Source organism: Paucidesulfovibrio longus DSM 6739, assembly GCF_000420485.1.
GTDB lineage: Bacteria > Desulfobacterota > Desulfovibrionia > Desulfovibrionales > Desulfovibrionaceae > Paucidesulfovibrio > Paucidesulfovibrio longus.
This window is the reverse complement of sequence record NZ_ATVA01000013.1, coordinates 16,286-28,491: the sequence shown is the minus strand read 5'-3', so window position 1 is coordinate 28,491 and position 12,206 is coordinate 16,286. Positions and strand designations below refer to the sequence as shown.

12 protein-coding genes are annotated in these 12,206 nt (G+C 61.2%); 11 read left to right on the top strand and 1 reads right to left on the bottom strand.

What is annotated here, in order from left to right; translation table 11 throughout:
* The first annotated feature begins 1 nt into the window (after position 1).
* The 7 genes from G452_RS0107175 to G452_RS0107145 all read left to right on the top strand — a co-directional run bounded on the left by G452_RS0107175 (position 2) and on the right by G452_RS0107145 (position 8,175).
* Positions 2–919: a CdaR family protein gene (locus tag G452_RS0107175; protein WP_022661586.1), complete on the top strand. Its 918-nt coding sequence runs from the start codon at positions 2–4 to the stop codon at positions 917–919.
* Positions 920–946: 27 nt separating this feature from the next.
* Positions 947–2,299, top strand: coding sequence for a phosphoglucosamine mutase (gene glmM / locus G452_RS0107170; RefSeq protein WP_022661585.1), 1,353 nt, complete (start codon positions 947–949; stop codon positions 2,297–2,299).
* Between the two features lie 30 nt (positions 2,300–2,329).
* Complete coding sequence (gene galU / locus G452_RS0107165; protein ID WP_022661584.1) at positions 2,330–3,202, top strand: UTP--glucose-1-phosphate uridylyltransferase GalU; 873 nt, start codon at positions 2,330–2,332, stop codon at positions 3,200–3,202.
* 41 nt (positions 3,203–3,243) lie between these two features.
* Entirely contained in the window at positions 3,244–5,595 is a 2,352-nt protein-coding gene (gene priA, locus G452_RS0107160; RefSeq protein WP_022661583.1) for a replication restart helicase PriA, read from the top strand.
* Between the two features lie 111 nt (positions 5,596–5,706).
* A complete protein-coding gene (locus G452_RS0107155) occupies positions 5,707–6,249 on the top strand; it encodes an OmpH family outer membrane protein (protein ID WP_022661582.1) in 543 nt (180 codons plus the stop codon).
* A 323-nt stretch (positions 6,250–6,572) separates the two neighbouring features.
* Entirely contained in the window at positions 6,573–7,781 is a 1,209-nt protein-coding gene (locus G452_RS0107150) for an SH3 domain-containing protein (RefSeq protein WP_155887597.1), read from the top strand.
* A gap of 106 nt (positions 7,782–7,887) precedes the next feature.
* Positions 7,888–8,175, top strand: a complete 288-nt coding sequence (locus tag G452_RS0107145) for a carboxymuconolactone decarboxylase family protein (protein WP_169428209.1) — start codon at positions 7,888–7,890, stop codon at positions 8,173–8,175.
* A gap of 33 nt (positions 8,176–8,208) precedes the next feature.
* On the opposite strand, the gene G452_RS0107140 is transcribed toward G452_RS0107145, so the two are convergent.
* The gene (locus G452_RS0107140) at positions 8,209–8,760 is read right to left on the bottom strand and encodes a tetratricopeptide repeat protein (RefSeq protein WP_022661579.1); all 552 of its coding nucleotides are present in this window, start codon (positions 8,758–8,760) and stop codon (positions 8,209–8,211) included.
* Positions 8,761–8,950: 190 nt separating this feature from the next.
* Between G452_RS0107140 and ilvN the strand changes: the two genes are divergently transcribed.
* From ilvN to G452_RS0107120, 4 genes are all read left to right on the top strand, one after another.
* On the top strand, positions 8,951–9,430 hold the full coding sequence (gene ilvN, locus G452_RS0107135) for an acetolactate synthase small subunit (RefSeq protein ID WP_022661578.1): 480 nt from the start codon (positions 8,951–8,953) through the stop codon (positions 9,428–9,430).
* 12 nt (positions 9,431–9,442) lie between these two features.
* Entirely contained in the window at positions 9,443–10,384 is a 942-nt protein-coding gene (locus G452_RS0107130; protein ID WP_027189095.1) for a bifunctional enoyl-CoA hydratase/phosphate acetyltransferase, read from the top strand.
* Entirely contained in the window at positions 10,381–11,469 is a 1,089-nt protein-coding gene (gene buk, locus G452_RS0107125; protein ID WP_022661576.1) for a butyrate kinase, read from the top strand. Before G452_RS0107130 ends, buk begins: the two co-directional genes overlap by 4 nt.
* A 166-nt stretch (positions 11,470–11,635) precedes the next feature.
* The gene (locus G452_RS0107120; protein ID WP_022661575.1) at positions 11,636–12,169 is read left to right on the top strand and encodes a GAK system XXXCH domain-containing protein; all 534 of its coding nucleotides are present in this window, start codon (positions 11,636–11,638) and stop codon (positions 12,167–12,169) included.
* Positions 12,170–12,206 lie beyond the last annotated feature (37 nt).

The following is a 12,206-nucleotide window of genomic DNA, read 5'->3' as shown; positions in this document are numbered from 1 at the left end:
GATGACGATTCGTTGGCAGACCATGCTGGTGGCCTTCCTCCTGGCCGTTTCCACCTGGTATCTCGTGACGGGCCGTGAAAAGGTCGAGACCTGGATTCCCCTGCCCGTGGAGATGACCAACACTCCGGCCGGGCTGGTCATCCAAAAGGGACTCGTCAAGCACATCGAGGTGCGCGTGCGCGGTCCCAAGGGCATGATCGGCACGCTGGATTTCAAAAAGCTGGCCTATCCGCTCGACGTCAGCTCGCTCAAGGTCGGCGAGAATCTCATCGACCTGGACGCGGACAAGGTTCCGCTCTCCCGTGCCTATGAAATCGTCGAGCTCAAGCCGGATCGCCTGATCTTGACAGTGGACCGCGAGGCGGTCAAAACCGTGCCGGTCGTCGTCGACTGGACCGGGGCGGACAACCTGCATCACGATCTTCAGCTTGTCGAACTTCGGGCCACGCCCGCCTTCGTCGAGCTGCACGGACCCGCCAGCGAGCTGAAGAAGCTGGACGAGGCCCGCGTGCGCATGGACACGCAATTCGAGGAGGATTCGCCCCGCTCCTGGAGCGAGGATCTTCCCGTGCTGCTTCCTGAATCCGTCAAGGCCCAGCCCGGACTGGTGCGGGTGGATCTTGAGATCGGCCCCAAGACGCAGCGGATCACCGTGAAGATCCGCAGCATCGAGGCGGAGCCGCCCACCGGGCGCAAGGTCGAGATCGCCGACAACACGGTCACCCTGGAAATCGAAGGCCCGGTGGCGCTTTTCCGCAACGACAAATTTCGCAGCGAGATCGCCGCGTACCCCAAGATCGACCCGGACATCAAGCCGGGCAAGCACGAACTGGACTACTGGGTCAGCCTCCCTCAGGGATGCAGACTGGTATCCAAAACCCCCGAGAAGCTTTCGGCTGTCGTGCGCGAAGTGAAGTAGCCGCGCCGCCCGGAGCAGGAGCTGTGGATGAATCAACGCCTTTTCGGCACCGACGGCCTGCGCGGCCCGGTGAACATATTCCCCATGACCCCGGAAATCGCCCTTCGTCTCGGACTGGCCGCAGGACAGTATTTCCGCAACGGCAACAAGCGGCATAAGGTTCTCATCGGCAAGGACACGCGCCTTTCCGGCTATGTCTTCGAGACGGCGCTGACCTCCGGCTTTTGCGCCACGGGCATGGACGTGTATCTGGTCGGCCCGCTGCCGACCCCGGCCATATCCTTTCTGACGCGCAACATGCGTGCGGATCTCGGCGTGGTCATTTCGGCCTCGCACAATCCCTTCAGCGACAACGGCATCAAGTTCTTCGACCGTTCCGGGTTCAAGCTGCCGGACTCCGCGGAACAGGCCATCACGGACATGGTCCTTTCCGGCAAGTCCGACTGGGACTTCCCCGCGCCGGAGAGCGTGGGCCGGGCAAAGCGCATCGTCGACGCCAACGGGCGCTACATCGTCTATCTGAAAAACAGCTTTCCGCAGAATCTTACCCTGGACGGGCTCAAGGTTGTCCTGGATTGCGCCAACGGCGCGGCGTACAACGTCGCCCCCACCATCCTGCGCGAGCTTGGAGCCGAGGTCGTGACCCTGGCCTGCGAGCCGGACGGGCTGAACATCAACGAGAATTGCGGTTCGTTGCATCCCGAAGTGCTTGCGGCCGCCGTGGTCGAGGAGGGCGCGGACATCGGTCTGGCCCTGGACGGCGACGCGGACCGCCTCATCGTGGTGGATGAAAAGGGCAACGTGCTCGACGGCGACCAGATCATGGCGCTATGCGCGCAAGACCTGCTCGACCGAGGCGAGCTCAAGAGCAAGACCCTGGTAGCCACGGTCATGAGCAACATGGCCCTTGAAGTCTTCATGGAGGAACGCGACTGCCGTCTGCTGCGCACTCCGGTGGGCGACCGTCACGTGGTCGAGGCCATGCGCCGCGAAGGAGCGGTGCTCGGCGGCGAGCAGTCCGGCCATCTGATCTTCCTCAACCACACCACGACGGGAGACGGCCTGCTCGCGGCGCTCCAGCTCATCCGCATCATGGTCGAGAAGCAGCGCCCGCTTTCCGAACTGTCGCATCTGTTGACGCTGTTTCCGCAGCGGCTCAAGAATGTTCGCGTGGAACGTAAGATTCCTTTTGATACCGTACCTTCCGTGGCCGAGGCGGTATGCCAGGCGGAGAAGGAGCTCGAAGGCAAGGGACGCGTGCTGTTGCGTTATTCCGGAACGGAATCCCTTGCGCGCGTCATGGTGGAAGGAGAGGACGAGGCCAAGGTCGAGAACCTTACGGACAGGCTTTGCGAAGTGCTTCGGGAGTGCTTGCGATAGCCGATCACCCGGCAAAAGGAGAGGAGAGTGATGCAGGTCAGAAAAGTGGTCATTCCCGTGGCTGGTTGGGGCACGCGTTCGCTGCCCGCCACCAAGAGCATCCCCAAGGAGATGCTGCCGGTCTACCGCAAGCCCGTGGTTCAGTATATCGTCGAGGAAGGCATCGAAGCCGGTCTGAAGGACGTCGTCTTCGTCACCAACCAGAACAAGAAGATCATCGAGGATCATTTCGACCGCAGCTTCCTGCTGGAGAATCTTCTCGAACGCAGCGGCAAGACAGAGCTTCTGGCAGAAGTGCGCGCCGTTGCGGACATGGTCAACGTCATCGCCGTGCGCCAGAAGGAGCAGCTCGGACTCGGCCACGCCGTGCTTTGCGCGCGGGAGGTCTGCAAGAACGAGCCGTTCGCCGTCATGCTCGGCGACGACATGGTCTTCGGCAAGGGCGCTGGAATCTGCCAGCTCATCGAAGCGGCCGAGGCGGAAAACGCAGCCGTGGTGGGCGTTATCGAAGTCCCGGATGAAAAGGTCCACAAGTACGGAATCATCCAGGGCGAAGAGTTCGCCCCAGGCATGTACCGGGTGAACCAGCTCGTGGAAAAGCCCAAGCTTGCGGAGGCTCCCTCGCGCATGGCCATCATCGGGCGCTACGTTCTGTTGCCGGAAATCTTCGATATTCTTGAGAATCAGACGCCTGGCGTGGGCGGCGAGATTCAGCTGACGGACGCGCTTCAGGGCCTTGCCGATCGCGGCAAGCTCATCGCGGTCAAGCTCAAGGGGCGTCGTTTCGATGCGGGCGATTGGGTCGAATATCTGACGGCCAACATCTACTTCGCGCTCCAGGACGATGCCCTGCACGAGGACATCTCGGCCCGGCTGCGCGAATTGCTCCCCCCCCTGAAATAGGATTTTCCAGCGGCGGCCCGGATACGGGCCGCCGCGACATCATGCTTGAATATTGGCAGGTTCTGCTCCCCACACCGCCCCATTCCGTGCTCACCTACGAGCGCCCGGAGTGGTTCCCTCCCCTTGCTCCCGGTTGCCGGGTGCTCGTTCCCGTGCGTCGTTCGCTGCGAGTCGGGGTGCTCACCCAAACCTGCGACAAGCCGGAGTTCGCCACAAGGCAGATTCTCTGGCCCTTGGACCGCGAACCGCTTCTGGACGAAGACTACATGGAACTGGTGCGCAACCTCGCCAGTCGCCAGATGACGGATCCCGGCGCCATTCTTCACCTCCTTTTGCCTTCGGGATTGCGCACCTCGGAGCTGACCTTCGCCCTGAGCCAGGGGCCTTTTCCCTCGCGCCTGACGCCCCATGCCCTTGGAAAGCTGAGTCTCGACGAAAAACGCGAACTGGTCGCCCTCTGGCTGGACGGCGGCATGCGCGTCCATCTCAATCCGGCACGCGAGGCTGAAGAAACCGTTGTCAGCCTTGCGGCGGACCCGCCATGGCCAGTGCGGCCCAACGCGGTTTCCCAGCTTGGAGTGCTGGAGTATCTTTTGGAAAACGGCCAGACCACCCGCCGTCGGCTGACCGAGGAAGTCGGCGGCAATGTTGGGTCCGTCCTGCGACGGCTTGCGGATGCGGGCTTGATTCGCGTCGGCCGGGAGGAAGCCGGGCTGGAGGAACTCGCACCCGCATGCGAAATCGCCGAGGATGTGCTGACCAACTCCCAGGAGCAGGACGCGGCACTGCAAAAACTCATGCAGGCCATGGATTCGCCCCAGGGAGAAACCGTGCTGCTGCACGGCATCACCGGAAGCGGCAAGACGCATGTTTATCTGGAGCTGGCGGAGAAATGCCTTGCTTCGGGCCGCTCCGCGCTATTGCTCGCTCCGGAGGTGGCGCTGGCCTGCGGGCTTTACCGCGCGGTGCGTGAGCGCTTCGCAGAGGCTAGGTGCGTGTTTTACCACGGCTATCAGACACCGGGACGCCGCCGCGACGCTTTCGCGGCCCTGGCCGACGGGCACCCCTCGCTGGTGGTGGGAACCCGTTCCGCTCTTTTTCTCCCGATCCGCCGACCCGGTCTGATCATCCTGGACGAGGAGCACGACGAGAGCTTCAAGCAGGAGGAGCGGCTCGCCTATCAGGCCAAGGAAATCGCGTGGTTCCGCACCCGCCAGTCCGGAGGCCTGCTCGTGCTCGGCTCGGCAACGCCGGACGTGAAGTCCTACCATGCCGCTCGCCAGGGACGTCTTCCGTTGGTCAGCCTGACCAAGCGGGTCGGGGAAGGGACGCTTCCCGATATCCGCCTCGTGGACATTTCCGGACAGAAGGATCCGGAAAAGCCGCTGGCCGCGGAAACTCTGGACGCTCTGACGCGCACGGTGGAGCAGGGCGGTCAGGCCATTTTGATGCTCAACCGCCGCGGCTACGCGCCGTTGATGTATTGCCTCGATTGCGGCGACGTGGTCCGCTGCCCGCACTGCCATGTGGCCATGACCTTTCACAAGAGCCGGGAACGTTTGATTTGCCACTATTGCGGCACATCCTATTCCTATCCGCTGCTTTGCGGGAAATGCGGCGGCGGCAATCACCTGCCCATGGGCGAGGGGACGGAACGGCTCGAAGAGACGCTGCGAAAGGCGCTCCCCGAAGGCACGGGCGTGTTGCGCATGGACCGTGACACCACCCGCCGCCAGGAAAGGCTGGAGGAAATCCTGGATGATTTCGCCAAGGGGAGGGCGCAGGTTCTCGTGGGAACGCAGATGCTCTCCAAGGGGCACCATTTCCCCAATGTCACCCTGGTCGTTGTGGCGGACGGAGATCTGGGACTGAACCTGCCGGACTACCGTTCGGCGGAACGGACGTATCAGCTGCTGCTTCAGGTGGCGGGCCGGGCGGGGCGCGGCGCATTGCCCGGCACGGTCCTAGTCCAGACGCGCAACCCTGGCCATCCGTTTTGGGATCATGTGCTGCGAGCCGATTATGAGACTTTTTTCGAACGTGAGATCGCCCAGCGGGAAAAATTTCGTTATCCTCCGTTCGTTCGGCTCGGCCTGATCCGCATGAGCGTTCCTGTCGAGGGGGAAGGCCCTGAAAGCGTCAGCGACGACGTGCGGCTCCTGTCCGATGCGGCGGCCGCCTTGCAGCGCGCGGCCAGGGCTCCGGGCGTGACGGTGCTTGGTCCGGCCCCTGCGCCGTTGGCCGTGCTGCGCGGACGCAAGCGGTACAATTGCCTGATCAAGGCCGAGGACTGGCGTGATGTGCGCGATGTATTCGGTCGTTTTTCCGCTTGGAATCCGGATCCGAATCGCATTCGCCTTCGTCTTGATCTCGATCCCGTGAACATGCTTTGAAATCGGTTGAACAGGTCTCGGCCTGCTCGCCTCGACAGCCGACTGAAATGTGGATACACTCTATGAGTGAATTTTAATGCAATAAAAACAAATGGTAAACAGAGGGTGTCCATGAAGCGCAATCCGTGTTCGCGCTGCGGTTCGTTCCCGTTCGTCCTGGCCGCCTTGTGGCTGACGCTGCTGCTCGTGCTTGCCGGGCCGACCGCGGCGCTTGCCGAGCAGAAAGTGGGGTTCGTGAACCCGCAACGTCTCATCGACGAATCCGAGATCGGTAAAACCGCACAGCAGGATCTTGCCAAGCTCGGCAAGGAAAAGGATCGCCAGATTCGAGAGAGTGCGAAGGATATCAACGAACTGAAGGCGCGTCTTGCCGATACGACCCTTTCCGAATCCGAGCAGCGCACTCTGGAAAGCAAGCTGCAAATCCTTTATGAACAGCACGACAGACTGATCCAGAAAAGCAACGAGGACATCCAGATCGAGGAAGCCCGGCTGATCCAGTTCATCATGAAGCGCGCCGACGGCAGCCTGAAGGACATCGCCCGGCAGAAGGGCTTTTCCCTGGTCATCACGGATCCGGACATCATCGGCTACATTGATGATTCCGCCGATCTGACCGACCTGGTCATCCAGGATCTCAACAAACGGTACTAGTTCATATTATGTTCAAGAGGATCGTATTTTTCATTGTTCTGCTTGTGTCGCTTCTCGGCGCGAGCGCGTCCGCCGCGGATTGGGGCAGATTGATGACCCCGAAGACGCCATTGAACGTTCGACAGCAGAGAACGCTTTCCTCCCCCCGGGTGACCACCATCATGCCCGGCGAAGAGGTGCGAGCCGATTTCCTGGAAGAAGGCTGGTACGCTGTTTTCCGGCCCGGCGATAAAGATCGGAACGTGGCCAAGGCCCTGGGTTTCGTCAATGCCGGATATCTCGTGCCTGTGGGCGAGTGGGGCGAGCTGCGTTCCCCGCGCGGAATGCTCAACGTCCGCAGCAAGCGGGACGCGGGTTCCGAGCACGTCAGAACGCTGGGACCGGACGATGTGGTCAAGGTCGATTTTGAAAAAGACGGCTGGGTGGCTATCTTCGCACCGGACGAAAAGGTCCGCTCCCTGAAGAACGCCATCGGCTTTTCCAACGACAGATATCTCTATCCCGCCACTGCGGAACAGATCGAAGGCGTTCTCGGTCGGCAATCAGCGGAATCCGAGAATGCGGCCCCACCAAAGAGTGTTGCCGTTGCCACGGATTCGCCTGAACCACAGGGCACGGCTCCTGATCCGGCCCCATCGGCTACCGCTCAGAGCGCCTCCGCCGGACAATCCTCTTCGTCGCATTGGGGGCGGCTGGTCAAGGTCTCCAGGCGTGTGAATCTGCGCGCCGAGCGCACTGCGGCATCCAAGCTGGTGAAGACGCTGGAACCCGGACAAGCCGTACGCGTTGATTTCTTGCGCAAGGGCTGGTTTGCGGCGTTCAATGTCGGCGAAACCCGACGGGATGAGAAGCACGCCCTGGGGTATGTCTACGCGGCGCTTATCGAGGACGACCTCGGAGCGCTCCCCGACCTGCCTACGATGCGGCGTCAGCCGCTTCCGCCGGATATGCAGGACCGCGCCGGCGCTCCGGACGCCGAGGGAGAGGACGCCCCGCTGTATCAGGTGCGCGGCAAGGTCAGCGACGAACCCCCCGTGGAATTCCAGGAGGAAATCAGCCCGCGGTCCGCTCAAGCTGAGGGTTCGTCCGAGCAGGGTGGGGCCTCGACCCCGCCTCAGCTGAAGCCCTTGAAAATCGAAAAGAATGGCGACAGTCCGGAACGTGTGGTCGTCGATCCGGCCAAGGCTCCGGAGCCGTTCAAGGGGCCGGTGCCGGTCGCCGATCAGACGCGGCACGGTTTCCGGTATGCGGTCATGGAGCGCCAGGAAGGCAGAGAGGGTCGGTATCCTCTCGATATTTTGAGAATATATCTCGACGTGAACGTTGTCCCGGAATCCGCCGCCTTGAGCGATTTCTGCTCCACGCTTTGGAAGGAAGAGTGGAGACAGGGAACGCTGCTTCGGGTCGACGTATATCTTCCCGGCATGGATACGAAAGATTTGTCTTATGCCGAGGGCTTGTTTGATGGAAAGGGGTTGCGCCAGTTCTGGACGCGGGAAGCCGTGCTCTACGGCACCCGCTTCAAGCGCTGACCCCGATGCCGAAGGCGTATCGCATCGATACATCTTGAAACCTATTCAACGTGAGGGCACAGACATGCAGGAACCTGCGGAAAAAGCGACAGAACTGTTTCGGTTGATGAACAAGAACCGTCGCAATGTTTTCAAGGCGTACCAGGATTTCACTGCCACCATCAAGAAAGGCAGCTCCATCGACAGCAAGAATCAGAGCCTGATCCTGATCGCCTGTTCCATCCTTTCGCAGTGCGACATGTGCATCTCCCTGCATGTTCAGAACGCCGCGAGCAACGGTGCGACCAAGGATGAAATCATCGACGCGGCGCTCCTGGCCGTGGCCATGGGTGGTTCTCCCAAGATGATGCACATGAAATATGTCTACGAAGAGATCGACAAGCTCTACGATTAGCTGAGAAAGCCCCCTTGCGGGGCCTTAACTTTTTTAGAGACGCTCCAGGAGCCAGAAGCTTTTCCCTTCACGGAAATCGGCCTTGTCCTGCTTGAGAAGTCCCTGCTCCACCTCGGCGCAAGCGCTTTTGAGTTCGATTTGCCCGTTTTCAAGACCGATCTTCTGCTCCATGATGATTTTGTTCAGCACGGCCTGCCCGGCCTGCACCCCCTGGAACAGATTCCAGTAGCGCAAGGCGTTTTCCGCATCGCCGAGTTGGCCGAAAGCGAGCCCGGCCCAGGAATACGCCTGAAAAAGAGTCTCCTGGCGCTCAAGGGCCTGCGCCAGCAGTCGCGAGGCGGTTTCCGGGTCGCCGTCGCGGAGGATGGCGATGCCTGCCGCTGCGAGGCGCGGCGGGAACGTGCGCTTCCCCTTGGCGAGATCGGCCTCGAGCATTTCCCGAAATGCCTGGGCCGCCTTGGCGTTGTATTGGCGGGCCATTTTCATGTCGTTGTTCATGCTCGCCCGCCAGGCCCGCTCGAGATTGCGCTTGCCGACCTGAAAGGGCGGAGGCGTGGTGATTTTCTTCAAGAGATTCCCAAACATTGAAAGATCCTTTTTTTTCTGGGATAGCCGTCAACAAGGAACGGGTCAACAGGCCCGAATATCCGCTGCGGAAGCGTTCGTTCGCATTTTTCGCAAGGTTGCGCCGTTGTCGCGTCTCGGTGTCGTCCGCCTTGAGCGAAGCGGCCGCCTCGGATATATTGATGCTGGAACGCAATCCACGGGAGGAATCTTGAAACATACCATTTCCGCACTGGTGCGCAACGAGCCCGGCGTACTCGCAGCCATGGCCCGCCATTTCGGCGAGGCAAAGCTGAACATCAAATCCATTGCCTGCGGCGAGACCGAAAATCCGGATATTTCACGCATGGTCATCCGGCTGGAAGCAGGCGATGCGCAGGTCAGCGACATCACCGAACAAATGGCAGCCCTTGATTTCGTGATCCAGGTGGACGACCTGTCGCGCAAAGAGTTCGTGGACCGCGAACTCGCCTTGATCAAGGTCGGCCTCAAGCCGGAAGACACCGCGCAGATCATGCAGGTCTTCGAAGTTTTCCGGGCCGACGTGGTCGGCATGGGCCAGAGCAGCATCACGGTCGAGCTGACCGGGGACGAAGCCCGCGTGGATGGTTTGATCAAGATGCTCAAGCCTTACGGAATATTGAGCATGTGCCGAACCGGAACCATCGCGCTCAAACGCGGCGACGAGTAGGCGGCAGGAGAGATGCCCCTAACCTCTCTTGCGGAATTAGTGGAGGCGGTACTGCGCAGCGGACGGCGTCCCCGCGTGGCCATAGCTCCCTGCGCCGATGAATTCATACTTCGCGGCGGAATCGAGGCCCACTCGCAGGGACTCGCCGACCCTGTGCTCATAGGAGACATGCAGCGTGCCGCGCAGGTGGCGGACGAACATGGACTGGACATTTCCGGGTTTGAGTCGGTTCACGAGCCGGATGCAGCCGCCGCGGTGAACAGGGCGGTGCGCATGTACCGCGAAGGCGCTGTCTCCATCATCATGAAGGGACTCATCAGCACTGCGGTCGTGCTCAAGGCCGTGCTGAACAAGGAGACCGGCGTGCCGCCCGTCAGCGGCATCCTCAGCCATGTCACGGTGTTCGATGCTCCGACCGGGGGGCGCCTGATGCTGCTCACGGACGCGGGCGTGAACATTCGTCCCAATCTGCAACGCAAAGCCGACATCCTGCGCAACGCGCTGAACGTGGCCCGCCGTCTGGGCATGGACTGTCCGCGTGCCGCCATGCTCGCGGCTACGGAAAAAGTCAATTATCCTGCAATGCCTGCAACGCTCGACGCGGACGTGATCAGCAAGATGGCGGCTCAGGGCCAGTTCGGCCGATGTCTCGTCCACGGTCCCCTGGCGCTGGATCTGGCTATTTCACCTCAGGCCGCGGTCACGAAAGGGGTGAATCATCCTGTTGCCGGTCATGCCGACATCCTCTGCACCCCGGACATCGAAAGCGGCAACATGCTCTACAAGGCGCTGGGCATCCTGCACGGATCGACGCTGGCCAGCGTTGTCGTGGGCAGCCGCGTTCCCGTGGTCGTCCCATCCAGAAGCGATTCCGCCGAATCCAAATTCCATTCCATTGCCCTGGCCGCCTTTCTCGCCGCGGATTCCAGCGCCGATGTCGGAGATAAGCAGTGATCCATCATGTCCTGACGGTCAATCCCGGCTCCACTTCCACCAAGGTGGCCCTTTTTCGCAACGAGGAAAGCGTTCTTGAGGTGGAGGTCCGGCATTCCAAGGAGGACGTCGAGGCGCATCCGACCGTGCTGGGGCAGCTTGCCATGCGCAGAGATACCGTGCGCGCCGCCCTGCGCAAGGGCTTTCCGGACGGCGTGGTGCCGCGGCTTGACGCCGTGGTCGGACGGGGCGGACTGTTGAAGCCGATCCCCGGCGGAGTTTACGCCGTGAACGAGGCCATGCTCGATGATCTGCGTTCGGCCCGGTACGGCGAGCACGCCAGCAACCTCGGCGCCCTGCTTGCCGTCGAATACGCCGCGCGGGACAATGCCTCGGCCTTGGTCGTCGATCCTGTGGTAACTGACGAAATGCGCGATCTGGCGAGACTGACGGGATTGCCGGACGTGCAGCGGCGGAGCGTTTTTCATGCGCTCAGCCAGCGCGGCGCGGCGCGGCGCGTGGCCGGGCAAATGGGCATTTCGTATGAACAGGGAAGATTCCTCGTGGCCCACATGGGCGGTGGCATCTCCATCGGCGCGCACGACCAGGGCAGAGTGGTGGACGTCATCAACGCCCTGGACGGCGAAGGGCCGTTCAGTCCGGAGCGGGTCGGCAGTCTGCCGTTGATAACGGCGCTGGGGCTTGTCCTGCGGGAGAAGCACAGCGTCCAGGAGTTGCAGCGTCTCGCCTTGACGCGGGGAGGGCTTTTCGCCCACCTCGGAACAAACGATCTTCGCCAGGTCCAGAAGATGGCCGACAATGGCGACGAGCGCGCGGCGCTTGTTTTCGACGCCCTGGCTTACAACATTTCCAAGCAGATTTCATCGCTCGCTCCGGCGCTTCTTTATGAACCCGGCGCGCGCGTCGACGCCGTGGTGCTCACGGGTGGACTTTCGCGCAGCGTACGGCTCGTGGAAGCCGTATCCGGCAGGCTTGCCCATTTGGGGCCATGTTTCGCCCTGGAGACGGACGAAATGCGCGTCATGGCCGACGGAGCCTGGCGGGTGCTGCGGGGAGAACTCGTTCCGCTCGCGTATTCTTCCTGATTATTCCGCTTTTCTTCTCTTCCTTCATCGGCTTGTAACGCAGTGGTCACTTCCGTGACACTCTGCCGAGTCCGTTTGTTGCTACTTTCCCTGCCATGAATCCGGACCGGACGGGCGCGAATGCGTTGGTCCCGTCTCACACTTTGTCACGGCAACTGAGGCAGGCATGGGCAACAGCATCAAGATGGAATCGTATCTCTCCGCGGACAAGCTCCCGGACATGTTCCGGCGACTCGCCGATGTGATGGAGAAGGGAGCGGTGGAATCCGGTCTGGAGGCTCTTCAGGGAGTCGAGGATTTCAGCAAGATAGGGATTTCCGTGAAAAAGGAATTCGGCAGGCTGCTCTTCAAGATCAAGATCAAGTGCAAGAGCGAGGAATGCGCCGTCTCCGAGACTGGTGATGCGGAAGAACCTTTGAAATACAAATCCCTTAAAAAGAGAATGAAAAACAGCTTCAAGCTGATTTTCACATCGCTTGGCGAAGGCGTCATGCCTCCGGACGAGGCGGTCCGGTCCTTTGTCCGGGACTCCGAACTGATGATCGGTTTTCCCGGCTTCGGCGACGCCCACTACGAAGAGTATGCGGCGGCGACGCAATCCTTTGCGGACGCGTACGAATCCGGTGATCTCGCCGCGACGCAGACGGCCTGCAACGAACTCGATCGAATCAAGAGCCATTGCCACAATCGTTTCAAATGAATCGGAGTCGATGTTCATGAAGCTCGTGAAACCGGGA

Bases quoted from the DNA above. Each gene is read 5' to 3' on its own strand.
- G452_RS0107175 (WP_022661586.1), top strand. From the start codon at position 2: ATGACGATTCGTTGGCAGACCATGCTGGTGGCCTTCCTCCTGGCCGTT.
- glmM (WP_022661585.1), top strand. From the start codon at position 947: ATGAATCAACGCCTTTTCGGCACCGACGGCCTGCGCGGCCCGGTGAAC.
- galU (WP_022661584.1), top strand. From the start codon at position 2,330: ATGCAGGTCAGAAAAGTGGTCATTCCCGTGGCTGGTTGGGGCACGCGT.
- priA (WP_022661583.1), top strand. From the start codon at position 3,244: ATGCTTGAATATTGGCAGGTTCTGCTCCCCACACCGCCCCATTCCGTG.
- G452_RS0107155 (WP_022661582.1), top strand. From the start codon at position 5,707: ATGAAGCGCAATCCGTGTTCGCGCTGCGGTTCGTTCCCGTTCGTCCTG.
- G452_RS0107150 (WP_155887597.1), top strand. From the start codon at position 6,573: ATGCTCAACGTCCGCAGCAAGCGGGACGCGGGTTCCGAGCACGTCAGA.
- G452_RS0107145 (WP_169428209.1), top strand. From the start codon at position 7,888: ATGAACAAGAACCGTCGCAATGTTTTCAAGGCGTACCAGGATTTCACT.
- G452_RS0107140 (WP_022661579.1), bottom strand. From the start codon at position 8,760: ATGTTTGGGAATCTCTTGAAGAAAATCACCACGCCTCCGCCCTTTCAG.
- G452_RS0107130 (WP_027189095.1), top strand. From the start codon at position 9,443: ATGCCCCTAACCTCTCTTGCGGAATTAGTGGAGGCGGTACTGCGCAGC.
- G452_RS0107120 (WP_022661575.1), top strand. From the start codon at position 11,636: ATGGGCAACAGCATCAAGATGGAATCGTATCTCTCCGCGGACAAGCTC.